Source organism: Treponema primitia, from assembly GCF_046533075.1.
Taxonomy (GTDB): Bacteria; Spirochaetota; Spirochaetia; order Treponematales; family Breznakiellaceae; genus Termitinema; species Termitinema primitia_B.
Window position 1 is genome coordinate 23,755 of the sequence record NZ_JAJQRB010000007.1, and the last position, 24,024, is coordinate 47,778.

Sequence of the window (24,024 nt, forward strand, 5' to 3'; positions counted from 1 at the left end):
ATAAGAGGCATAAATGACGGAAAATGAAATAACAGAAAAAATAATTGGATTGGCAATAGAAATACATCGTACATTAGGACCCGGTTTGTTAGAAAACGCTTATAAGGAATGTCTTTTTTATAAAATTAAAAAGTCAGGATTATTGGTCGAAAAGGAAAAAACCTTACCTCTAAAATATGAAGAAGTAAATCTTGATTGTGGTTATCGAATTGATTTGTTGGTTGAAAATAAAATAGTAGTTGAACTTAAAAGTGTTGAAAAATTACATTCCATTCACTTGGCGCAGATTCTTACCTATTTAAAACTAGGTGGTTTTAAAATCGGGCTATTAATCAATTTTAACGCTTCAATGCTAAAAGATGGCATAAAAAGAGTAATCAATGAAATCGAAAAGGATGAATGAAGAATGAAGAAAAACACAGAGAGCACAGAGATAATACCACAGAGAACACAGAGGGAATGGCATCCCTCTCCCGTGTCTTCCTCTCTGTCCTCCGTGTCCTCCGTGTCCTCCGTGTTTTTCTCCCTGTCTTCCTCCGTGTCCTCTGTGTTTTTCTCTCTGTCTTCCTCCGTGTCCTCTGTGTCTTCCTCTGTGTCCTCTGTGTTTTTCTCCCTGTCTTCCTCCGTGTCCTCTGTGTCTTCCTCTATGTCCTCTGTGTTTCCCTCCGTGTCCTCTGTGTTTCCCTCCGTGTCCTCTGTGTTTCCCTCCGTGTCCTCTGTGTCTTCCTCCGTGTCCTCTGTGTTTTTCTCCCTGTCTTCCTCCGTGTCCTCTGTGCCCCCCTCTGTGCCCCCCTCCGTGTCCTCTGTGTTTTTCTCTCTGTCTTCCTCCGTGTCTTCTGTAGTAAATATTCTTATGAAGGATTTGTTAAATGAAAAATGATAAGATCCAGAAAGTTCTTGTCCTCGGTTCCGGTGGCTTGAAGATTGGCCAAGCCGGAGAGTTTGACTATTCCGGGTCCCAGGCGTTGAAGGCCCTGCGGGAAGAGGGCATCACCACCGTGCTGATAAACCCCAATATCGCTACCATTCAGACCAGCGAAGGCATGGCGGATTCCACCTACTTCCTGCCCGTAACTCCGGATTATGTCAGACAGGTAATCGAAAAAGAACGGCCCAACGGCATACTCCTCTCCTTCGGCGGGCAGACCGCCCTGAACTGCGGGGTAGCCCTGGACCGGGACGGGACCCTCTACAAATACGGGGTCAAAGTACTGGGTACCCCGATTAAGACTATTGAAGATACCGAGGACCGGGAGCTGTTCGTAAAGCGGCTCAACGAGATCGGCGCCCTAACGCCCCGCAGTATCGCTGTTACCGACACGGAGGCTGCGGTCGGGGCGGCGGAGAAAATCCGCTACCCCGTGATGGTCCGGGTCGCCTATGCCCTGGGGGGATCAGGCTCGGGGATATGCCGGAACGAGGGGGACATACGACGCCGCTGTGACCGGGCCTTTGCCCATGCGCCCCAGGTATTGGTTGAAGAATGGCTCGGAGGCTGGAAGGAAATTGAGTACGAGGTTGTCCGGGACAGATTCGATAACTGTATTACGGTTTGTAATATGGAAAACTTCGACCCCCTGGGGATACATACCGGCGAGAGTATCGTTGTGGCCCCCTCACAAACCCTAAACGATACCGAATACCATAAACTCAGGCGCATCGCCATCGAGGTGATCCGTCATCTGGGTATCGTGGGGGAATGTAATGTCCAGTATGCCCTGGACCCGGAATCCGAAGACTACCGTATCATCGAAGTTAACGCCCGGCTTTCCCGGAGCTCCGCCCTGGCATCCAAGGCTACGGGTTATCCCCTGGCTTTTGTGGCGGCAAAACTTGCCCTGGGCTATTCGCTGGTGGACATCGAAAACAGGATCACCCGGGTTACCAAGTCCTGTTTCGAGCCTGCGCTGGATTACTGCGTGGTCAAGGTGCCACGGTGGGACCTCCTGAAATTCAAGAACGTCGATGTCCGCATCGGTTCGGAGATGAAGTCCGTTGGGGAAGTTATGTCCATAGGCCGCAGTTTCGAAGAGGCCCTGCAAAAGGCCCTGCGCATGACCGGCATCGGCGCGCCGGGCCTCGCCGGGGACGACGCCCTTTGCGGAAGCGGCCTGGAGAATATCCGGGACGCCCTGGTTAAGCCCACGGACCGGCGTATCTTCATCATCTACCGCGCCCTCCAGGAAGGCTGGACCGTGGAACGGATCTTCCGGCTCACTAAGATAGACCGCTGGTTCCTCTACAAGATTGCCAATGCCCTTGCTGCGGAAAAGGATCTGCGCGCCCTGGGAACCAATAATTTAGACCGGGAAATACTCGCCCGGGCGAAGAGCCTTGGCTTTTCGGACGCTCGCATCGGAGACTTTGTCGGAAAGACGGAGATGCAGATACGCAGTATTCGTGAGGGATTCAGACTGCGGCCCCAGATCAAACAGATCGACACCTTAGCTGCGGAGTATCCCGCCAAAACCAACTACCTCTACATGACCTACGGAAGTTCCGGTGCGGGGAGCGGCGCCGCCGACGATGTAACCCCATCGGGACGGGGGGTAATGGTTCTTGGCTCCGGCGCCTACCGGATCGGAAGCAGCGTGGAATTCGACTGGTGCTGCGTTAATGCCGCAGAAACCGCACGAAAACTGGGCCGCTACTCCATCATGGTAAACTGTAACCCCGAAACAGTATCCACCGATTACGATATGTGCGACAGGCTCTATTTTGAGGAGCTTTCCCTGGAACGGGTCCTGGACATCTACGAGCGTGAGCAGCCCGAGGGGGTGATCCTCTCCATGGGCGGCCAGATCCCCAACAACCTTGCTACCAAGCTCTACGATTCGGGGGTCCTGATCTACGGCACCTCCCCTGCCTCCATCGACATGGCGGAGGACCGGAACAAGTTTTCCGCCCTCCTGGATAAGCTGGGGATCGAACAGCCTGAATGGAAGGAGCTTACGGACCTGCCCTCCGCCAAGGCCTTTGCAGACCAGGTCGGCTTTCCGGTGCTGATCCGGCCCAGTTACGTGCTCTCCGGCGCCGCCATGAACGTAGCCTGGGACGATGAAACCTTAGAAAAATTCCTGAACCTTGCGGCGGACGTATCCCCGGAGCATCCGGTGGTGATCTCCAAGTTTATCGAAAATTCCAAGGAAATTGAAATCGATGCGGTGGCCAAGCGGGGAGAAATACTGTTCCACGCCATCACCGAACATGTGGAAAATGCCGGGGTTCATTCCGGAGACGCCACGGTGGTACTGCCCGCACAGCGTCTCTACCTCCAGACGGTACGGAAGATCCGTAAGATAAGTTCCCAGATCGCCGAAGCCCTGGACATCACCGGTCCCTTCAATATTCAGTTTCTGGCCCAGCGCAACCGGGTACGGGTAATCGAATGTAACCTCCGCTCAAGCCGGAGCTTCCCCTTCTGTTCTAAGGTCAGCCGGGTGAACATGATCGAGATGGCGGTACGGGCCATGCTGGACGAACCGGTACAGAAGGCCCCCTCCTCTGCGCTGGACCTGGACTGGGTTGGGGTCAAGGCCGCGCAGTTCAGCTTTTCGCGGCTCCACGGCGCAGATCCCGTGAGCGGCGTGGAGATGGCCTCCACCGGCGAGGTTGGCTGTATCGGTACGGACCTGAACGACGCCTTCATGAAGGCCCTGCTTTCCGTGGGTTACTGCATCCCCAAGAAGCGGATACTCCTCTCCACCGGCCCCATAGAAGACAAACTGGACTTCCTTGACTCCGCCAAGGCCCTGGTAAAAATGGACTACGAACTCTGCGCTTCCCGGGGTACCGCAAAATTTCTGGCCGCCAACGGCGTACAGGCCCAGCCTTTGAACTGGCCCCTGGAATCAAAGGAGCCTAACATTGCGCAGTTTATCAAAAACCGGGAAGTGGATATGATCATCAATATCCCTAAGAACAACAGGGAAACAGAATTGAAGAACGATTATATCATACGGCGCATGGCGGTGGACTTCGACATACCTCTGTTCACCAATATCAAGGTGGCCCGTCAGTTCATCGATGCCCTGAGCGACTTCCGATCCAAGGGACTGGAGATTAAGGCCTGGGAAGAATATGTATAATTAGTGTTTGTAATAATTAATCAAACACCCATCCGCCAGTATCTGCCGTTCCGTGTCCGTGAGCGCTCCCAGGGATAGTTCTATTGTTGTAATACGATCTGTATTACAACCCAGTACGTAAGCCGGAAAAGTATCGGTCTTTTCCAGAAGAGCTCTCCTGGCCCCCGGTACGAATAGCCAATCACCGGTCTTAAAGGCAGAGCTGTCCTTTACCAGGAAGGGCAGTATGCCCCAGTTGATCAGGTTAGACCGGTACCGTTTGGTAGCGTATTCCAGGGCGAAGTTTGCCGATGCGCCCAGCACACGCTGGCAAGAAGCGGCCTGTTCCCGGGCGGAACCGTCCCCGGGCTTATTGGCGTAGATGGCGCTGCCTATGCCCGCCTGTTCCGCTTTCGTATTACCGCAGCCGGGGATAGTTTTTAGCTTTGCATACAGGGTTTCAATTTCCGTAGGAACCGGCCCCGCAGCTTTCCGCCGCCCCTCCTCCAGGACCTTTACCGCCTTAGCCTTCCCCACATATCCCGGGTCCCGTCTGCTCAGGGTGAACTCTGCTAGGGCCATCGGGTTTGATCGGTAAGATGCTGCTTCCCCGGACGGAATAAGCTCATCCGTGGTGGTCACGGGGTCCGTAATATAACTAACAATTTGTACCAATAGGTTTTCCGTAAGCTCCGGCATGGCGGGCCAATCCTTGATATTAGGACCGAACACCAGTTCTGTTTTTCCGTCCGGCTTGCCGGTACTATCATAGACCCGCTTGTCGTAGATGGAGCGGTCAAAGAAATAAGCGGGGCGGTGGTTGTATACATCGTCATCCCCCGCGGCGCTTAGTCTTCCGCCGTTGGCCGCAGTGACCGCTATGGAACGGGCATCCATGAGGGCTACCGAGGCGATCTGCCCTTCGCCGGGCTTTGACCCTTCCCGGTTGGGAAAATTGCGGGTAGTATGGCGTATGGAGAATTCGCCGTTTGCCGGCGTATCCCCGGCGCCAAAACAGGGACCGCAGAAGGCGGAGCGCACGATAACTCCGGCGCCCATCAATTTTGCTATGCCGCCGTTCTTCACCAGTTCCGCAAAAACCGGCTGGCTGTCCGGATATACGCTGAGGGAGAAAACGCCGTCTCCGGTGGATCTTCCCTCAAGAATATACGCCGCAGCCATGATGTTGTTAAATGTCCCTCCGGAACAGCCGGCGATAATGCCCTGGTCCACATACAATTCGCCGCCCCGCAGTTTTTTCCGCAGATTTATGGCGATACCCGGTACGCCTATGGCCTTGTTTGCTTCTTCCTCGGTCTTTGCAAGAATATCTTCGGCATTTTCCTTTAGTTCCCGAATCGTATAAACACTGCTTGGGTGAAAGGGCATGGCGATAGATGGTTCAATCTTCGACAGATCCACCAGAATTGCCCCGTCATAATAAGCGCCGTCGGCGGGCTTTAATTCCCGGTAGTCCCCTTCCCGCTGGTGTATTTTAAGGTAATCCCGTACTTGATCATCGGTTTTCCAGATCGAACTCAAGCAGGTGGTCTCGGTGGTCATCACGTCAATTCCGTTGCGGAAATCCACAGGAAGATTCCCTATTCCGTCACCGACAAATTCCATCACCTTGTTTTTTACATAACCGTTTTTAAACACCCCGGCAATAATCGTAAGAGCCACATCCTGGGGGCCGACGCCGTTCCGGGGAGTACCGGTAAGGCAGACCGCAACTACCTCAGGATAGGGAATATCGTAGGTCCTGCCCACAAGCTGCTTGGCAAGCTCACCGCCGCCCTCGCCCACAGCCATGGTTCCCAAAGCGCCGTAGCGGGTATGGCTGTCCGATCCGAGTATCATCTTTCCGCAGCCCGCCATCATTTCCCGGTTGTAGGAATGGATAACCGCCATATGGGGGGGCACATAGATGCCGCCGTATTTTTTCGCCGCAGAAAGGGCGAATACATGGTCGTCCTCGTTGATGGTTCCGCCCACCGCACAAAGGGTGTTGTGACAGTTTGTCATCACATAGGGAAGGGGGAAACTTTCCATACCGCTTGCCCGGGCAGTTTGGATGATCCCCACATAGGTGATATCATGGGAGGTCATGGAATCAAATTTAATTTTTAAATTCTGATCGTCCCCGCTGTTATGGGCGGAAAGTATTGAATAGGAGATGGTTCCCTTCTGCCCCGCTTTCCGGGAAAAGCTTTTTCCAAGCCGCTTTATTTCAGCGGCCCCCGCTTCGTCATCCGCAATAAGCTTTCCATCGTAATAATATACGCCGCTTTTCAGTAATGTTATCATCAAAAACCTCCTAGTACTTCCTCAATAATTCTATCGGCGGAATAGCACCGGCCCTGCGGGCGGGAATCCAGGATGCCAGTATGGACGCCAGGATTGTACCAATGCCAATAATCAAAACTGCCTTCCAGTCAATAACCAGGGGAATATTTTCTAAATAATAACCCGGGTCCAGTATTTTAACCTCCCCTCCGTGGAAAAGAGCGGAAAAGAAGCCTAGGGCCTTTTCAAGCCCATGGATTATTGGATTTATGGCGGAACCAATCCCAAGACCAAGGGCGATACCAATGATACCCCCGATAAGCCCGGTAAGGAAAGCCCCCCAGATAAAGATTCGGCTAATACCCCTGGGCCGTGTACCAAAGGCCTTTAATACCGCAATATCACGCTGCCGCTCTATGGCCAGCATGGATGTAGCGGAAGACACATTTACTGCGGCCACGATCACCACCAGGGCCATGATAAAGAGAAGGAGCTGCCTGGTAGATTCGTAGGAACTGTACTGGGATCGCTGGAGTTCCTTCCAGGTATAGATCCCGTAACCGGGATCAAGTCTTTGATAGATATCGTAGACCGCATCATCAATTCCGTTATATGGGTCGTTGATCTTTACCATAAGATAGGATGAGGACAATTCCGGCGCCAGGATCCGTTTCCCCGTTTCGTAACCCACGATACACCAGAGGGAATCCAGTTCCCGGTACCCGGAAGAAACAATACCCTTAATTGTAAAAGGAAAAAGCCTGGGGATATTCCTGCCGTCGGAACCAAGGCGGAGAGTCATTATCCGCAGGGTGTCCCCCACTTCTAGGCCCAGATTCTCCGCCAGGGCGTCACCCAAAACTACATCCCGGGGATCCTCGATTTTTGAACTTCCCGAAATAGTTTTTAAAAAGCGGCTGCTTCCATCGTCTTCCCAAAAAGAACTTTCCGTAGCCCTGATGGTAGCTCCGGTCTTTCCATTTTTACCCGCCAGTACCCCCAGACCCTGGCGTTCAAGCCATGCACCCCGAAGTCCCGGAAGATTATCCAGCGCAGGTTTAGTGTTTTCAACTTCCGGCGCATTAGTAAAATTGTAGATCTGAATGTGGCCGGTTCCAAGTTCTAAATATCGGTCCGTGATGCCCCGAATCATACCATCCGCCACCATGAGAGTAACAATAATCGGAATGAGGCTCAGGGCGATACCGCCCGCAGCGCCCCTGAGATAGCGGCCTCCCTCCCGGGCTCTTCCAAGGAGGTAACGCAGACCAATAAAACTAATGGGGCCGGCTTTCACTTCAGTACGCCCGTCTGCGGACCAAAGCGAAGTATCCCGCCTACCAGGGTATAGCGGACTTCCGCCCGTTCAGCCACCCCGATATCATGGGTAACAACCATAAGTGTCTTACCCCATTTCCCGGCTCCGGCATAGAGCAGTTCCGCCACCATGGCGCTATTCTGAGCGTCCAGATTACCCGTTGGTTCGTCCGCCAGTACCAGGTCGGGATCGTTCACCAGGGAACGGGCCACCGCAACCCGCTGCCGCTCACCGCCGGAAAGTTGGGATGGATAGTGGTGTATCCGATCATCCAGCTTTACGTCCTCAAGGAGGAGCCGGGCTTTTTCCAGGGCATCCTTTTTCTTCATCCCCGCGATATAAGCGGGGAGCATCACATTTTCCAGAGCGGTAAAATCCTTCAATAAATAATGGAACTGAAAAATAAAGCCCACACGGTGGCTTCGGTAGGAACTGAGAGCAGATTCCGTAAGGCCCCTTATTTCAGCGCCCCCAACAAAAACAGATCCGGAATCGCAGCGATCAAGTCCCCCCAAAATGTTAAGGAGCGTACTTTTCCCGCTGCCGCTTTCACCGGTCACCGCCACGGAGCTTCCCCGTTTAATATCAAACCCAATACCCTGAAGTATATGAAGAGTTTCCGTACCGGATGTATAAGTCTTAACAAGATCCCTAACCCGGACCAGGATTGATTCATCATCCTGAACAATATTACTCATAACGCAGTACCTCCGCAGGTCTTGTCCGGGAGACCCTTCCCGAAGCGAACCATGCCGCCAATAGTGCAGAGAATAGACCAAATAAAAATATAACCAGCACCTCATGGGGGATAAGCCGGGAGGGGATTTCTTTTATATAAAACACCGTTGGTGAAAAAATCGCAAAACCCTCGCCTGCGGCTTCCAAACCCAGGAAGGGTGATGTAACCACATTAAGAATACCGATAAAGAAATTAACTACCCATTCCAGTATAGAGAAAAAAGCTGCTATGTTACAGGCGATAAGGAGCCCCAAGAGCATTCCGATACCCGCCCCGGCGATACCAATGATAACCCCATCCCAGACAAAGATCAGCCGTACCGCCATATCCGTGGCGCCTACAGCCCGGAGAAGACCGATTTCTTCGCGGCGTTCAAGGACACTGCGCCGCTGAGCTTGAAAGATATTCAGCCCCACAACAATAAAGATAAGCCCCACTAACACAAACATGAACAGTTTTTCTGTCCGCAGGGCGCCAAAAAAAGCCCTGTTATAGTCCCGCCAGGAAGAAACATGAAGATTAAGCATCATCGGATCGCCCAGTACCTTCCGGATCTGTTCTATCCCGGCCCGATCCTGCCAGCGGTTTTTCAGCTTGATCCCCAGGAGAAGATCTTCATCGCTTATTTCGGCGGAACGTTCTATGTTGATAAAGCCCCAGCTCAAATCATATTCGTAAAAGCCCGAGCGAAAGATACCCTTAACAAGAAACCGGGAATTATCCGCCCCGCCCCCATCCTCTTCGTCGCCGGAAAAAAAGTCTTCCCCTGAAACAGAAACCAGGGTGATCCAATCCCCAATATTCGCATCAAGCCGCCTCGCCAGTTCAGCCCCCAGCAATATGGAAAACCGATCCTCCAAATTGAAAGAGCCCCTTTCAAAAACCAGCTTTTCCGCCATCCCCGCATCCCGTTCCATTGCATCAGGCGGGAGGCCGCGGACCACCGCTCCGTGATGTCCCCTTTGCTGCCCGCGGATAATGCCCTGAATTTCCCGGAATGGAATTGTCGCTTTAACTGCAGGAAGGGCGCTGATTTTTTCCCCCAGCATTTCACCCCGCCCATCCTGGGGGAACGCTTCGATCCGCAGATGGTACGATGATATTTCAAGGATACTTTCAATGAACCCCAGCTGAAAACCGTTCATCACCGCGATGATAACCGTCAGCGCCAATACCCCTGTGGCAATACCCAGTATGGCCAAAACCGGCGCCGGTGAATGAGTATTCCTGCGCCGCCCCCGAAAGTAACGGATCGCGACAAATCCTATCCAGCCCTGCCCAGCCATTATTCCTCCTTCCGGGCGGATTCCGGCCGGACATGTTCCTCAGATATTTTACGGCCGTCTTCCCAGATAGCACGGAGTACCACGGCGTCATTCATATAGAGTTCCTCAATTTCCCGTTCACCATCCTGACGAACCGTCCGCTCCAAAATGTCATTACGAAAGTTACGTTCAAAAATGCGATCCCCATCGCTGTTATATTCATATTCTATGAGCCGTTCCTCGGTATCGGATTTCCAAAGCACCGAAGTAAGCCGGTCTCCCGACCAGGTGTTTATCACTTCCCCCAATACCTTGTTAAACTCATCACGGCGAATTTCGCTCTTAATCCGGCCCCGCTCGTCGGTATTGTAGAGTATCCGATCGCCGGAATTGACGATCACATCATCAAAAAATTCAGAACTAAAAACAGAACCGGGATGAACAAATTCATTTTTCGCTCCGACCCCAAGGATAAGCTGGGGGGATTTAAAAAAAGCCGCCTCCTGCCCTTCTGCGGGTGCGTTAAGGTAACGCCGCTCTACGCTCCGCAGGGCATAGGAACGGGTATAATGATAATAATCTGTCCAGATCGGTTCTTCGATCCCATCACTCAGAGTTTTTGCCGCCGTAACCGGAATATTCACGGATTGTGGAATGGGAACCATCTCTATGCCCTCCTCTTCCGCCCGTGCCGTTAATGGCGCCGGAACATTGGAGACCGTCGCCGCAGGCTCTTCCGATTCTGCCTGAAAGGGAGTGAAACGCCAGGTTTCGGTTCTGATAAGAAAATTACGGTTGTAGTAATAGTACAGAATAAAATCCAAACCATCCGCATTTATCTGATGCGATTCTGATATAAGCTTATCGGTGTTGTAGAGTTCAATAAACCCCGAATTATCATCCTCAAAAACCGCCGCAAGCCTTGTAAGTTCCGTTTCATCCCTAAACGACCACTGACGCCGGGATACAACACCCTCTTCGTAGAGGTTCCGTATTTCTATCCGGTATGATGGGTCGTAGTATTTCAGCAGCCTTTCGGGCAGTTCCTTCGGGGACGCGCTTCCCACCGAAAGAGCATACTTGCTCCTGAGGGCATACTGCGAAAAAGCCGGTTCCAGGGCCATCCCCCCGGCATTAGAAATATACCAGTCTTCGGCATATATAAGGGTAGCAAAAAAACCCAGGGTAAAACAAAAAAAAGATCCCCTAACACCATGTTTATTCAAGGCCGATAAATTCCTTCGTGTATTTCTTAGGATCAAAGGGCTTTATGTCCCCGTATTGTTCTCCGTTGCATATAAAAACTACCGGAAGCTTGAGTTCCGCCGATAGGGAATAAACCACCCCCCCCTTGGCGCTGGAATCGAATTTTGTCAGTATAACCCCATCCAGGGCTACCGCCTGATGAAAGGCCTCCGCCTGGACCAGGGCGTTCCGCCCGGTGGTGGAATCCAGGACCAGCCACCGTATATACTTCGCCCCGGGCGCCTTAGATTCAACCACCCGGTCAATCTTTTTTAATTCTTCCACCAGTGCAGTTTTAGTGTGCATCCGTCCGGCGGTATCGGCTATGATCATATCCCCGCCCCCGGCCAGAGCCGCTTCCAGGGCATCGTACACTACCGCTGCGGGATCTCCCCCCTGCTTGTGGGCAACCACCCGCACTCCAAGGCGTTCTCCATGTATCTTCAATTGATCCACCGCCGCAGCCCGGAAGGTATCCGCCGCAGCCAGGATGGGCTTTTTTTTATCCAAAGACCGGTACCGGTCTGCCAGTTTAGCTGCGGTGGTGGTCTTTCCTACCCCGTTTACTCCCAGGAGCAATATCACTATCAGGGAGTCATTGGCGGAATTTTCAGGCGCCGCACAGAGGCTCCCTTCAAGCAAAGACGCCAAGGCCAGGCGCATCTGAGCGGGATCGGAAATTCCCTCTTTTTTACAAATTAAACGGAGGGCATCAACGGTTTTAAACGCTCCGGCAGCGCCGAAGTCACCCTCCACCAGGAGATCCGATAGATCTTCAAATAATTCTTCCGAAACCTGTTTTCCTATGCCGAAAAAAGTTTTTAAACGATCTGTAAAACTAGCTGCTCCCACGATTCACCATCCTATTTCGCAATCTTCGGAACACTTTTACTGGCCGTACTACCATACCGAAGTACCCGGTAAATCGATTCAACCATAACAGCGCTAAAGACAATCCAGGCGCCGGTAGTAACATTACTCAGGGTCTGATAGGTATCATACATATCGGGATCAAGCGACATGGTATAGGCGTTCTGATAGTTAAGGGTAATACCGGAAAGCAAAAAAGCCACCGGAAGGGCTATCCAGACGTGCGTCCAGGCGCCGTAGTATTTACGCCGGGCCGTATCCAGGGGTTTTTTGTCCTTCCCCGCGGGTATGGCGATTGGTAAGGTTACCACATCTCTCGTCTGCCCTGCCCGGAAAATTACAGCGGTCCTATCCCCCGCAGGAGTTTCCGCATGGATATATTCAAATTGATTTACCGGTGTCGTTATGGTTAGGGGGGCCATCCCCATGTAAAGGGAACCTTCGTATATCGATGCACCATCATGGTTAGGAAAATTAATGTCAAAGCTGGTCTTCGGCACAGGCTGAAGTTTAAATTGCAGTTCCGTCAATTCTCCCGCCGCAAGGTCCACCGACACGGATGAGCTGTTATACCCATCCGCAAAGGCCGTCACATTCACCGGACCCGGAGGATATTCCCTGATCCCGGTATCACCCTGCCCTGCATAGTTTTCTTTGACCAGAATAACTGCGTTTTCCGGATCTGTTTTTACGGATATCGCCGATGCCGGAGCGCCCGATATGGCTGCCATCAAACGTCCTACCATTTCATCCTCCACCATGCCCATATCATCGGTGGAAAAAATAAAACTATCCTCATATTCAAACGAACGGGTATACAGGGTATACATGCGGATGCGGAGGAAAATACGGCCGTGAAATTCGGATATCTTCCCGGAGACGAAGGCATCGGCTTTTTTATTGGTACAAAAATGGTACTCTCCGCCTGTGGAGGGAGGATCGGGAAATAATCCACCGGTATTTTCCTGGGTCAATATAAAAACCGGTTCATACTCAATCGTCATTACCGCTTCCTCGGCCTTTTGATATTCCTCATCCAGGGTTTTTATAGCCGCATCGACCGTTTTTAATTCACTCTTATACCGCCATCCCGGATACCCCTTATAGATAAGCAGATCCCGCTCGGCCCTCTTGGCCGCCAGTTTTTTTCCCGCATCCTCCAGGGCGCGGACCCAGGCCAGATCCCGGTAGTAGGAGTATTCATCCGATATCCGGACCCGGTGATGGACATCCGTGATGGATTTTGCGAGCCTGCGCATCAGAAGATCCCCCAGAATCTGCTGGGGGAGAGGAAGGGAAGAAACATCAAAGGCGGTAATACAGAGAGCCCACTCGGGGTTCATAGCTACCGCCGCCTCTTCTTCGGCCTTTCCAAACCCAAAAACCGGAGCGGAAAATACCAGGAATAGCGCGAGCACAGTAATACTATGCTTGATTATTTTTCCAGGCAAAGCGCAAATACTCCTCAATAAAGGGATCTATATCTCCATCCATGACGGCCTGGATATTACCCATCTCCGTCTTGGTCCGATAATCCTTCACCATGGTGTAGGGTTGGAACACATAGGACCGGATTTGATTCCCCCAGGAGATATCCTTTTTTTCCTGGGCAAACTTTTCATTTTCCTTTTCTTTTTCCTGGCGATAATATTCGTAGAGCCGGGACTTGAGTATACTCATGCCGATAGCCCGGTTCATGGTCTGGCTCCGTTCACTCTGGCAGGCCACCACGATGCCCGTAGGCAGGTGGGTAAAGCGCACCGCGCTGTCGGTCTTGTTTACGTGCTGCCCCCCGGCGCCGCCGGAACGGTAGGTGTCCACCCGGAGATCCTCGGGACGGATATCAACTTCGATGGAATCGTCTATTACCGGGAAAAGGTACACCGAAGCGAAGGAGGTATGCCGCCGGGCATTGGCGTCAAAGGGGGAAATACGCACCAGCCGGTGCACCCCGGATTCACCCTTGAGGTAGCCGTAGGCATAGTCCCCGTCGATGCGGCAGGTAGCGGATTTTATCCCCCCCTCCGCCTCCAGGCGATCCACCTCTTCAAGCTTAAATCCCCGGCGTTCAGCCCAGCGGAGGTACATCCGGTAGAGCATCTGGGACCAGTCGCAGGCTTCGGTCCCCCCGGCGCCGGAATGGATGGTGAGGAAGCAGCCGTTCTTGTCCACCTCTCCGCCCATAAGTTCATAAATATTTTGCTTTTCGTAGCGTTCCGTAAGTTTTCCAAGGGTATTTTCGATTTCACTGCCCTGGGATTCGTCTTTTTCCTCCCCGGCCAGTTCCTGAAGCACCTCAAGGTCCTCAATATCCGCCACCAGGGCCTTCCATGGTTCGTACCGGGCCTTGAGAGCCTTGAGATCCCCCATGATCTTCTCCGCCCGATTACTATTGTTCCAGAAATCCGCCTCCCCAGCGCTAGCCTCAAGTTCCGCTATACGCTGTCCAAAGGAAGGTGTTCCGGGCGCCGGGTTTTCAAAGACGCCTCCAGGTATCGTAGATTTTAGCCTTTAGCTCCGCAATGGGAGCCCCTAATTCTGATACTAACATAGGTTTAGAGTAGCCAAATTCCGTCTACTTGTCAAACCATTCTTGCAACGCAGTTACCCGCGAAGATTTCGCAGCAAACTCCTCAATTCCGGGTCTACCATGGCATCGGCCGGGTTATCGGCGGGTTTTTCGTTCTGCAGAATAATCTCGTCCCCAATGCCGATACGGTCAAAGAAACCCTCCCGGGTGAGTATCCCCATGGATACCTCCTCATCGGCCCGTTCTATACGCAGTTTTCCTACCACATCCTCCGGAGAATAAACCAGACCTATACCTTCGTTGCGGATCACAGACTGGCCCTTCTTGACCACATCGTATTCCGCTTCGTTCTTAACGCCGTCCGCACGGCCCTTGTCGATAAGACCCTGGGAGGAACGGCGCCGGATCAGGGCGGCGCGGAAAGGGAGTGCCCGGGAAAGCTGGTCGACCAAGCCCCGGGAGGCGTTTCGCAGACGATCATCGCCGGTACGGTAGGTGTAGAAGGATGCGGCGGGGGAACCGGTACGGCCCACAAAGAGTTCACCCTTGATGGAAAGGTCCCGCTCGTTTTCAGATACCGTAACGATAAGGAAGTAATCCGCGCCCTCTTCCCGTGCGGTACGGAAGGCGGTGGAAAAGGAGGGCTGTTTAAGGGTCAGGTCAGGGGCGGCTATGTTCCGGTCGTGGATCAACAGGTCCCGGACATAGGCGGAACCTACAGCGCCTGCTTCGGCATGGTAGAAAGCTCCATCGGAGGCTATGGTAAATACCGCCACCTTCCAGTGACGTTTGGCAATCTCAACGGGATCCGCATCCCAGCGCCGGTACAGTGCATCCGCCAGGAGGGCATCGTAGGCTTCAATGGCATCGTTAATCGCCGGGTCATTCAGGTTGTTGCTCCGGAGGAACCGCAGTTCCTCCAGGTAGCGGGCGGGATAGCCTTGAATCCGCAGTATTTCTGCGTATTCCAACCGGTCCCGGGCATAAGGGTTAAGCCGCAGCCCCCGGCGGTATTCAAAGAGAGCCTGATCGGTGAGGCTCCTGGAACGAAAAGAACGGGCACGGTTAAAATGCCAGGATGCCCAGCGGGTCCGCAGGGGATCTTCCAGGCTGGTATTGCTGAGGATCAGATCCTCCAGGGCGGAACGAACAAACTCATCGTTGGGATCTATCCCCGAAGCCTGGGAAAGTATATTCATCGCATCGCTGATCCGCCCAAGGCTGATATAGGCCATACCCTTGAGGTACCATGCGGCTAAATCGCCGCGATCCTCCGCAATGGTCTGATCCGCAAGAGCGGCGGCTTCTTCAAACTGTCCGGAACGGTAACGGAGACTTGCCAGAAGCGCCCGTGCGGGCTTATACCCCGGCTTATAATCCAGGGCTTGTTCGGCATACCGTATGGCCTGGGGGAAACGCCCGGCCTTGGCTTCTATGTAGGAGGCGTAATAATAGACCCGGTAATCCTCGCGGTGCTGCAAGAGAGCCCGTTCAATATAGGGCCGGGCGCCTTCCAGATCCCCCAGGGAGCAGAGAACCAGGGCCAGAGAGAGGAGGAGCCTTTTATCGTCGGGAAAGCGGCGGGCCACCTCCCGGTACCGAATAACGGCGTCACCCGAATGGCCTCGGGCCACATCAAGCTCCGCCCCCGCAAAGAGGGCCTCCAGGTTATAGGGTTCCCGCTTGAGAATATCGGTGATGATAGTCTGGGCCTCCCCCAGCCGGCCCAGGGCTATGAGGGTAGTGGCTTCCAAATTGGCAAGGGGCATACTGCTCCGGGCCAAGGTCCGGGCCTTCCGCACCCAGCTCAGGGCTTGATCGAATTCACCAAGCTCGTAGTAACACTCCGCCAGAGCGGCGGTCCCTTCGGCGTGGGCTGAGTTAAGGCGTACACATTCCAACAGGGCCTCCGTAGCGGCGTACCAGTCTTCCTGCACCATATAAACGCGCCCCCGGTCATAAAAGGCCCCCGCCCCGGAAGCAGAACCGCTTTGGGCATAAAGCTGCCCTATAACCGCAAAGGTTAAAAGAAAGAAAAAGAGAAGAGGGTTTAACCGCAAAGGCGAAGAAGGCGCAGAAGTTGAAGAAAGGGGGAAAGAGGAAGAAGGAAGGGGGGAAAATGGAGTAATTGTATTATCCTCTTCTTCTTTTCTTCTTTTTTTCTTCATCATCTTCTTCCCTTTCTTCTTATTCGCCTTCTGCGCCTTTGCGGTTTTACTCTCTTTCTTATTCGACTTCTGCGACTTTGTGGTTTTTATTGTCTTCTTTCTTATTCAATACTATCTTTACCGTATTTATCTTATGCCCGTCCATGTCCTGGATGATAAAATCCGTATCACCGTAGACAGCTTTTTCGAATTTTACGGGGATTTTTCCAAAAAGGTCAAACACAAAGCCGCCCAGGGTATCAAAATCGTCCGCAGGCAGCGTTACTCCGGTTTCCTCGGAAAGATCCTCCAGGTTTACCCGGGCGTCACAGAGGAAGGTCCCCTCCCCTAATTTGAGAATGTTCTCAGTTTCGTTATCAAATTCATCCTGGATATCACCGATGATCTCTTCGATGATATTTTCCATACAGATAATTCCCGAAACCCCGCCGTACTCGTCTACCACCACCGCAATGTGAACCCTGCGGCGGCGCAGTTCCGCAAGGAGTTCGTTAATATGCTTTGAGCCGGGCACAAAGAATGGTTTGCGGAGAAGGTTCTGGATTGAAAGTTCCTCGCCCTTAACCAGGGCTTTAAGCAGATCCTTTACGTAGAGGATACCCACCACGTTGTCGATAGTTTCCTTGTACACCGGAAAACGGGAATGATCGCTTTCGGTGATCCGTTCCAGCAGTTCTTCCCGGGTGGCGTCCACGGAAATGAATACCGTATCGATCCGTGGAACCATGATTTCCTTAACCGTGGTATCCGAAAGCTCCACCACCCCGCGGATCATTTCCTGCTGATCCGTTTCCAGGGCCTGCAATATTTTTTTGTCTATTTCACCTTTTTTAAAAAATAGCTTCACCCGATAACTCCGTCAGGATCTCTTCCTGTAGTTTTAACATGGGCTCTGCACCCTCGTTGGTTTGGTGATCCATTCCGTCTAAGTGAAGGATACCATGGATTAAAAGACGGCGTAATTCTTCATCCGGGGAAACCTTAAAATATTCGGCGTTTTCCGCCAGGGTTTCCAGGGAAACGATGATATCACCGCTTAAGAACCGGGTTTCTCCGGTTACTTCATCATTGTAATTGGTCCCCAGTTCAAAGGATAATACATCCGTAGGTTCATCAATATTCCGGAACCGCTCGTTCAACGACCTGATATAGGCGTTATTACAGAAGAGTACCGAAAGATCCCAGGAATCCTTTTCCAGCCTATCAAGAACTTTAAGAATATAGCCGTTCGCCAGGGACGACCAGCCAGGTAGGGGGACCTCCTCGGCGCTGATTTCCACCCGGTTCATATAGGGTCTCCCGGAGAAGCGGAAGGTCCGGCGGAATGGGTATGGCCCGGCGCCTGGACTGCTTCTTTAAGCTGCTTGGGATACTCAATTCGGGAATGATAATGCCCTGCCAATACCCGTACAAATGTATTCTCTATGATCTGGAGTTCCCGAAAGGTCAAATCAGAATCCCAGAGCTGGCCTGAATCAAATTTTGACAGGAACATTTCGTGGATAAATTTTTCCAGCCTGGCGGCGGTGGGCTTTTTCAATGTCCGCACCGCAGCTTCGGTCACATCCGCCAGCATCACCACTGCGGATTCCCGGGAGCGGGGCGGATTTCCGGGATAAGTAAAGTCCTCCACATTCACCACACCTTTATTGTTCACGTCCGCAGCTTCCCGCTTAAGCGCCTCATGATAAAACCAGCTGATCACCGAATTGCCGTGGTGTTCGGAAATAATATCCATAACCGCTTGGGGAAGCCCAAGGAACCGTGCTTTTTCCACACCCAGTTTAACATGGCTGCGGATCACCGTGGCGGAAAGCCGGGGGGGGATAGTATCATGTTTATTATAGACGGTCTGATTTTCCACAAAATAGTCGGGCTGATCAATCTTCCCTATATCATGATAATAGGCCCCCACCCGGGCAAGCAGCGGATTAGCGCCAATCTCCTGACAGGCGGACTCCGCCAGATTTGCCACCATCACCGAATGGCTATAGGTACCCGGGGCTGCGGTAAAAAGCCGTTTGAGGACGGGGGAGTTAAGATCCGAAAGCTCTATAAGCCGGAAGGTGGTAGGAGCGTTCAGGGCATGTTCCAACATGGGGAGAAAACCCAGGACCAACATCCCCGAGGCAACGCCGTTAAAGGCCGCAAGAAACAAGGACGGCGGATAGTCCGCAAGGGAACTCCGTTTTATAAGGAGCAAACCTGTGGCGGTAAAGATATGGACCAGGGCCAGAATAAAACCGGCCTTGATCAGATCCATGCGTTTTTTTGCATTCCGCAGTACATGGACCGCTACTATTCCGGAACTAAGGGCAAAAATAAAGGAAGGCGCATCAAAATGGCCGGACATGAAAGCCCCCAGGGGCAGGGTCAAAGCTAAGACTATCGCAAGCTGCGGCCCGATCAGAATTGCGGGCAGCATTACTACCAGGGCAGTGGGCAGCACCAGGGCCGCAGAAGAGTAATTTCCCAAGGGCATTGTCCGCAGGAATACTGCGCCCACTATATAGAGTACCGTAAGAATTGCCAGGAGATAAATCTCCGCCGGAGAGAGGAGCCTTCCAATGCTCCGCATACCTCCCATGAAGACCAGAAAACCGTACACTAAAAATAATATCAGAATATGGCCTATCACCGGCCGGGGATCGTATCCCGGCTGGGAATCGATCAGGGCCCGGAGTTTAACCATATCACCTTCGCCTATGATAAACCCTTTCCGTATGACCCGTTCCCCCTCTTCTATATATTTCATCACCGGTTTTGCCTGGGAACGGGTTTCGGCCAGACGCAGGCTGGTCTCCTGGGGGGAGAAGAACACATTTTCCGTGATAAAGGGTTTCAGCAAGGGGAAGGCAATGGAAACAAAGGCAGCGGGAAAAGCCCCTCCCACAATGCGGCGCCTAAGGGCGTCCTCCACCCCGTCATAACTGATAAGCTTGCCGTAGGTGATCCGCTCCCGCTCTATCCGGCCGCCGTTATTGTGGTACAGCTCCACCACATCGGGGTTAAACATCTCCAGGCCGATCTGGGGTATGGCAACAATGCCGGTGTCCAGAAGGTAGTCCAGGACTGCGTATCCATAGTCCAGAAGACGATCCCTGCCGGAATCCCGAAAAAGCATGTCCAGGGTATTGGAGGCAAAAGCTCCGGGAAGCGCAGCCTGAACCGCCAATTTATAAGCCTCCGCGGAGGCTCCCTGGGAAAAGAGATTCCGGGAGAGTTCCGCAAACCGGGCATAGGCGTTCCGGCTTCCTTCGCCGGCCTCCCGGGAAAACACAAAAACTGCCGGAACCAGCCGTTCTTCCGCCTCTCGGCGCAGTTGGGTAGCGTCTTCGTCCACATAGGAGACCGCATGTTCCGAGATAATGTCCCGGTCCGCTACCCGGCCAAGTTCAAATTCCGTATAGTTCCCGGCTTCGACGATATCGGAACGCATACTGCCCCAGATAATGGCGCCGCCGGATATGATAAATGCCAGTATGCTCACCAGAGCAGGGCCCAGGCGAAATTTCGGGAGTCTGAACTTTTTTAAAAAGGGATCGCCAAAGGCAAAACTACTACGATTTCGTTTCATTTTCGTAAGCCTGAATAATCTTTTTGATTAGCGGATGCCGGACCACATCGCCGGTATTGAGGTAGGCAAAGTGTATCCCCTCCACGTCTTTGAGAATGGTAAGGGCGTGGATTAACCCCGAATCGACCCGTTTAGGCAGATCCACCTGGGTAGCATCCCCGGTAATCACCGCCCGGGCGCTCTGGCCCAACCTGGTGAGGAACATCTTCATCTGCTCCTTAGTAGTATTCTGGGCTTCGTCCAGAATAATAATACAGTCGTTAAGACTCCGTCCCCGCATATATGCCAAGGGCGCTATCTCTATGGTATGATTTTCTTCCATACGGTGGATCACCTCGAAGGGGATAAGGGACTCCATGGCGTCGTAGAGGGGCCGCAGATAGGGGTTTATCTTCTGGGCCAGATCCCCCGGGAGAAAACCCAGGCTTTCACCGGCTTCCACCACCGGCCGGGTAAGCACCAGTTTACGCATCTTTTTTGATAGTACCAGATAAAGGGCTTCCGCAATGGCCAGGAAAGTCTTCCCCGTACCGGCGGGCCCCACACAGAAGGTAATATCGCTGGAACGCATACCCTGGATATACCGGGCCTGATTGTGGCCCCGGGGAAAAACCTTGCCAAAGCCGTGGGGGATATGGATCACCGCATCCTGCAGTATCCCGGGCCCGCTTTCATCCGGAGAAACGGTTCCTACCAGGGCTCTGACAAAATCCGGGGAAGGGTTATCCCCCTCCCGAACTGCGCTTATAAGGCTATCCATCATCGTTCTGAAACGCCGGACCCCGGCCTCATCGACCCCTTCCAGACGTATTTCGTTCCCCCGGGTTGCGATACGGCCCCCTAAGGACCCTTCGATCAGCTTCAGGTTCCCATCATTTGCCCCGCAAACTCCGGACAGAACCTCATGGCTATCCAGTACAACGGTTATGCTATCGTCCAAACACACCTCTGAATTTCAAGTCTATAGCCCCCTTATGGGGACGTCAAGTGTCAACATAGATACGCGGTACCCGCTTGTTTATCCCGCAGGTGATTTCATAGGAAATGGTACCCAGCTTCGCGGCAAGATCCGCGGCGGAAAGGGCGTCTGCCCCGAAAAAACTTACGCTGTCCCAGCGGCGTATCGCCGTATTTGGCCCCAGATCCGCCATACACTGGTCCATGCAAATCCGGCCCACCAGGGGATACCAGGCATCGTTTATCCGTACCTGAAAATCCCCGCTAAGCCGCCGGGGCAGACCGTCGCCGTATCCCACAGGAATGGTGGCGATGGTGGTATCCCGGTCCGCAGTCCAGATTCTGCCGTAAGAAACGGTCTCCCCTTTTTTCACCTGCTTGATAAACATAATTTGGCTGACCAGCTCCATCACGGGCTTTACCGGAAGAACCTGCTCAGCGCCTGCGGGGGCATAGCCGTAGAGGAGTATACCCGGGCGAACCATATCAAAGAAGGCATCCTCGTGGAAGGCCAGGGCGCCGGTATTGGCGGTGTGGACCAGACCGGGATCGATCCCCGCCTTCTTTATATCCTCCACCGCCCGGCCAAACCGGGTAAGCTGTTCCTTGGTATAGGCCACATCGTCTTGCTTCAGAGAATCGGAGACCGCCAGGTGGGTGGCGACGCCCCCAAGTTTAAGGTGCTTCGATCCGGCGATAAGGGCTGCAAGTTCCGCGGCAGACTCCGGCGGGCATCCTATCCGGCCCATACCGGTATCTACCTTCAGGTGAACAGAGAGGACTTCCCCTCCCTGCTCCGCCGTTGCGGCAAGCTCCCGGACAAAGTCCCGGTCCCCTGCCAGGGGGATGAGCTTATCCACTATCAATTCGGGAATTTCCTCGGGTAAGGGTATGGAAAGGAGCAGTATCGGCGCGGTAATCCCCGCCTCCCGGAGCTCCGCCCCTTCGTCCGCCGTGGCCACCGCCAGGAATTCCGCGCCCTCCTCCAGAGCCGTTTTTGCAAGGGGAACCGCCCCGTGACCGTAGCCATCGGCCTTGACGGGCACACAGATCTTCCGGGCGGAACCGACACGGGAACGGACCAGACGAAGATTGTAACGAAAAGCATCAAGACGGATAATGGCGCGGGTTGCACGCATTTAAAAAAACCTCGTTAAATAGGTTGAAAACCAGGGCACGTAGGTAACCAGGATTACTACTATCAGTTGGATAAGCAGGAAGGGAAACACGTAGCGGCAGATCTCCAGGAAAGGTTTCTTAAACCGGTATGTCGCCAGGAAAAGGTTAAGCCCCACCGGCGGGGTGAGGAAGCCGACTTCCAGATTGATAATAAAGATGATCCCCAGGTGAACCGGATCTATGCCATAGGCCTGACCCAGGGGAGCAACCAGGGGAAGCACGATGAGGATGGCGGAAAAGATATCCATAAGACAGCCCACCACTAAAAGCGCCAGGTTGAGCAGGAGGAGGAACACGTACTTGGATTCAACCGTGGCCTGCATCCATTGGGCGAGCCTCTCCGGCGCCTGGGTATCTACTATATAATAGGACAAGGCCATGGACAGGGCGATGATAGAAAGCACCCCCCCCATGATGGGAACGGCCTTGCGGAAAAGCGGTATCAGGCCCCTAAGGGTAATATCCCGGTGGATCAGGACCTCAACAATAAAAATATAGATCAGCGCAACCGCAGCCACCTCAACCAGGGAGAGAATCCCGGAGAAAAACCCGGCGATCAACAAAAATGGCAGGATAATCTCGAAGGCGGATTCTTTTAAACCCCCCAGGGCTTCCCGCACACGAAAGGGTTCAACGGGTATTTTATATTTTATCGAAGTGATGATACCAAAGATAATAAGCGCAACAACCAGGATAAGCCCCGGAATAATTCCCCCTAAAAACAGGTGCATGATATTGGTCATGGTGGTTGCCCCCACCAGGATGATGGGGAGGCTGGGCGGAAAGAGCAGCCCTATGCTTCCCGAAGAAGTAAGGAGCCCTATGGAAAAATTTTCCGGATACTTTATATGCTCCGACAGGACTGCAAAGAGTATTCCCCCCAGGGCCAGGATGGTTACCCCGGAAGCTCCGGTAAAAGAAGTGAAAAAAGCGCAGATAAGCACCGCAGCGATGATCATTCCCCCGGGCAGCCAGCTAAAGAGACTACGGAAAGTCTGAACCAGCCTGTCCCCGGCCTTACTTTCGGAAAGGAAGAAACCAACCAGGGTAAAGAGGGGAATGGGAATAATACTATCCTGGGTAAGGGCTATATACACCTGATTGGGCACCACATCAATTTCCCCCCAGGAAGCCTGAATAAGAAAAAGGGCGAGGCCCCCCATAACCACAAAGAGGGGGGTTCCTGCCAAAGCAGCCAGGATAAGGATGAAAACCGCGGGAATCCGTATGTAATAGGCCAGGAGAGACAGGGTATCGGAAAGGGCAGCCAAAAAAGCCGGAAGATTAAACCCCCAGACCGCTTTAGCGATAACCGGCAGGGCGCAAAAAGTTCCCAGCAGGACCGCCAAAAAAGGCAGGACCCTGGCCTTACCGGTAAGGGGGGCTCTGCGGGCAAAGCGGATGGCGATTACCCCGTAACCGATGGGGATAACCAGGGCAAAAACCCTATCGGGGATAAACCCGATTATCCGGCCAATAAGCCCGATTTTGATAAAGGAGACCGAACTCCAGGCAATTATGGTAACCACAAAGGCGGAAAGGCAGTTGGTAATTATCAGCAGGGGTCTCTTAGCCTTATCGCTGAAAAAAACCTGCGCCAGGGCTATGGACAGATGCTCGGCGTTTCTGGTGGTAATCATCCCTGAAACGAGTCCCACCACCAAAAGCAGGTGGATCAGAATTCCCGAAGAATTGGAAATTCCGGTTTTAAAGAAAGTTCTGAGGACTGCCTCCGCCACCGGCAACAGGGTCAGGCAGAACAGGGAAAAGTAACAAAGCCCGTCTTCTATGCCGTATAGTACCCGCTTTACTCCCCTTCCCAT

General features: G+C 53.0%; 17 protein-coding genes and 1 pseudogene. 3 read left to right on the forward strand and 15 right to left on the reverse strand.

What is annotated here, in order from left to right; all coding sequences use genetic code 11:
- The first annotated feature begins 13 nt into the window (after window positions 1-13).
- The 3 genes from LQZ19_RS01165 to carB are packed head-to-tail and all read left to right on the forward strand — an operon-like array spanning window position 14 to window position 4,088.
- Window positions 14-403 (forward strand): GxxExxY protein, encoded by a 390-nt coding sequence (locus tag LQZ19_RS01165; RefSeq protein ID WP_411045798.1) that lies wholly within the window; start codon window positions 14-16, stop codon window positions 401-403.
- The gene (locus LQZ19_RS01170) at window positions 400-873 is read left to right on the forward strand and encodes a hypothetical protein (RefSeq protein ID WP_411045799.1); all 474 of its coding nucleotides are present in this window, start codon (window positions 400-402) and stop codon (window positions 871-873) included. Before LQZ19_RS01165 ends, LQZ19_RS01170 begins: the two co-directional genes overlap by 4 nt.
- Window positions 870-4,088 (forward strand): carbamoyl-phosphate synthase (glutamine-hydrolyzing) large subunit, encoded by a 3,219-nt coding sequence (carB, locus tag LQZ19_RS01175; RefSeq protein ID WP_411045800.1) that lies wholly within the window; start codon window positions 870-872, stop codon window positions 4,086-4,088. Before LQZ19_RS01170 ends, carB begins: the two co-directional genes overlap by 4 nt.
- On the opposite strand, the gene LQZ19_RS01180 is transcribed toward carB, so the two are convergent.
- The 15 genes and pseudogenes from LQZ19_RS01180 to LQZ19_RS01250 all read right to left on the reverse strand — a co-directional run bounded on the left by LQZ19_RS01180 (window position 4,089) and on the right by LQZ19_RS01250 (window position 24,024).
- On the reverse strand, window positions 4,089-6,374 hold the full coding sequence (locus tag LQZ19_RS01180; protein WP_411045801.1) for a hydratase: 2,286 nt from the start codon (window positions 6,372-6,374) through the stop codon (window positions 4,089-4,091).
- A gap of 10 nt (window positions 6,375-6,384) precedes the next feature.
- A complete protein-coding gene (locus LQZ19_RS01185) occupies window positions 6,385-7,650 on the reverse strand; it encodes an FtsX-like permease family protein (RefSeq protein ID WP_411045802.1) in 1,266 nt (421 codons plus the stop codon).
- Window positions 7,647-8,369 carry an ABC transporter ATP-binding protein gene (locus LQZ19_RS01190; RefSeq protein WP_411045803.1) on the reverse strand — a complete coding sequence of 241 codons (723 nt, stop codon included), beginning with the start codon at window positions 8,367-8,369 and terminating at the stop codon, window positions 7,647-7,649. The genes LQZ19_RS01185 and LQZ19_RS01190 overlap by 4 nt, the downstream gene beginning before the upstream one ends.
- On the reverse strand, window positions 8,362-9,696 hold the full coding sequence (locus tag LQZ19_RS01195; RefSeq protein WP_411045804.1) for an ABC transporter permease: 1,335 nt from the start codon (window positions 9,694-9,696) through the stop codon (window positions 8,362-8,364). The genes LQZ19_RS01190 and LQZ19_RS01195 overlap by 8 nt, the downstream gene beginning before the upstream one ends.
- On the reverse strand, window positions 9,696-10,901 hold the full coding sequence (locus LQZ19_RS01200; RefSeq protein WP_411045805.1) for a hypothetical protein: 1,206 nt from the start codon (window positions 10,899-10,901) through the stop codon (window positions 9,696-9,698). The genes LQZ19_RS01195 and LQZ19_RS01200 overlap by 1 nt, the downstream gene beginning before the upstream one ends.
- Window positions 10,894-11,772: a signal recognition particle-docking protein FtsY gene (gene ftsY, locus LQZ19_RS01205; RefSeq protein ID WP_411045806.1), complete on the reverse strand. Its 879-nt coding sequence runs from the start codon at window positions 11,770-11,772 to the stop codon at window positions 10,894-10,896. The genes LQZ19_RS01200 and ftsY overlap by 8 nt, the downstream gene beginning before the upstream one ends.
- An 11-nt stretch (window positions 11,773-11,783) precedes the next feature.
- Window positions 11,784-13,241: a PEGA domain-containing protein gene (locus tag LQZ19_RS01210; protein WP_411045807.1), complete on the reverse strand. Its 1,458-nt coding sequence runs from the start codon at window positions 13,239-13,241 to the stop codon at window positions 11,784-11,786.
- Window positions 13,216-14,341, reverse strand: a pseudogene (prfB, locus tag LQZ19_RS01215) (peptide chain release factor 2). Before prfB ends, LQZ19_RS01210 begins: the two are co-directional and overlap by 26 nt.
- A 53-nt stretch (window positions 14,342-14,394) precedes the next feature.
- Window positions 14,395-16,380 (reverse strand): tetratricopeptide repeat protein, encoded by a 1,986-nt coding sequence (locus LQZ19_RS01220; protein WP_411045845.1) that lies wholly within the window; start codon window positions 16,378-16,380, stop codon window positions 14,395-14,397.
- Window positions 16,381-16,546: 166 nt separating this feature from the next.
- Complete coding sequence (locus LQZ19_RS01225; RefSeq protein WP_411045808.1) at window positions 16,547-17,335, reverse strand: hemolysin family protein; 789 nt, start codon at window positions 17,333-17,335, stop codon at window positions 16,547-16,549.
- Window positions 17,319-17,777, reverse strand: coding sequence for an rRNA maturation RNase YbeY (gene ybeY / locus LQZ19_RS01230; RefSeq protein ID WP_411045809.1), 459 nt, complete (start codon window positions 17,775-17,777; stop codon window positions 17,319-17,321). The genes LQZ19_RS01225 and ybeY overlap by 17 nt, the downstream gene beginning before the upstream one ends.
- A complete protein-coding gene (locus LQZ19_RS01235; RefSeq protein WP_411045810.1) occupies window positions 17,774-20,065 on the reverse strand; it encodes an HD family phosphohydrolase in 2,292 nt (763 codons plus the stop codon). Before LQZ19_RS01235 ends, ybeY begins: the two co-directional genes overlap by 4 nt.
- Window positions 20,049-21,005 carry a PhoH family protein gene (locus LQZ19_RS01240; protein ID WP_411045811.1) on the reverse strand — a complete coding sequence of 319 codons (957 nt, stop codon included), beginning with the start codon at window positions 21,003-21,005 and terminating at the stop codon, window positions 20,049-20,051. The genes LQZ19_RS01235 and LQZ19_RS01240 overlap by 17 nt, the downstream gene beginning before the upstream one ends.
- A 43-nt stretch (window positions 21,006-21,048) precedes the next feature.
- The gene (gene alr, locus LQZ19_RS01245; RefSeq protein ID WP_411045812.1) at window positions 21,049-22,161 is read right to left on the reverse strand and encodes an alanine racemase; all 1,113 of its coding nucleotides are present in this window, start codon (window positions 22,159-22,161) and stop codon (window positions 21,049-21,051) included.
- Window positions 22,162-24,024 carry a TRAP transporter large permease gene (locus LQZ19_RS01250; protein ID WP_411045813.1) on the reverse strand — a complete coding sequence of 621 codons (1,863 nt, stop codon included), beginning with the start codon at window positions 24,022-24,024 and terminating at the stop codon, window positions 22,162-22,164.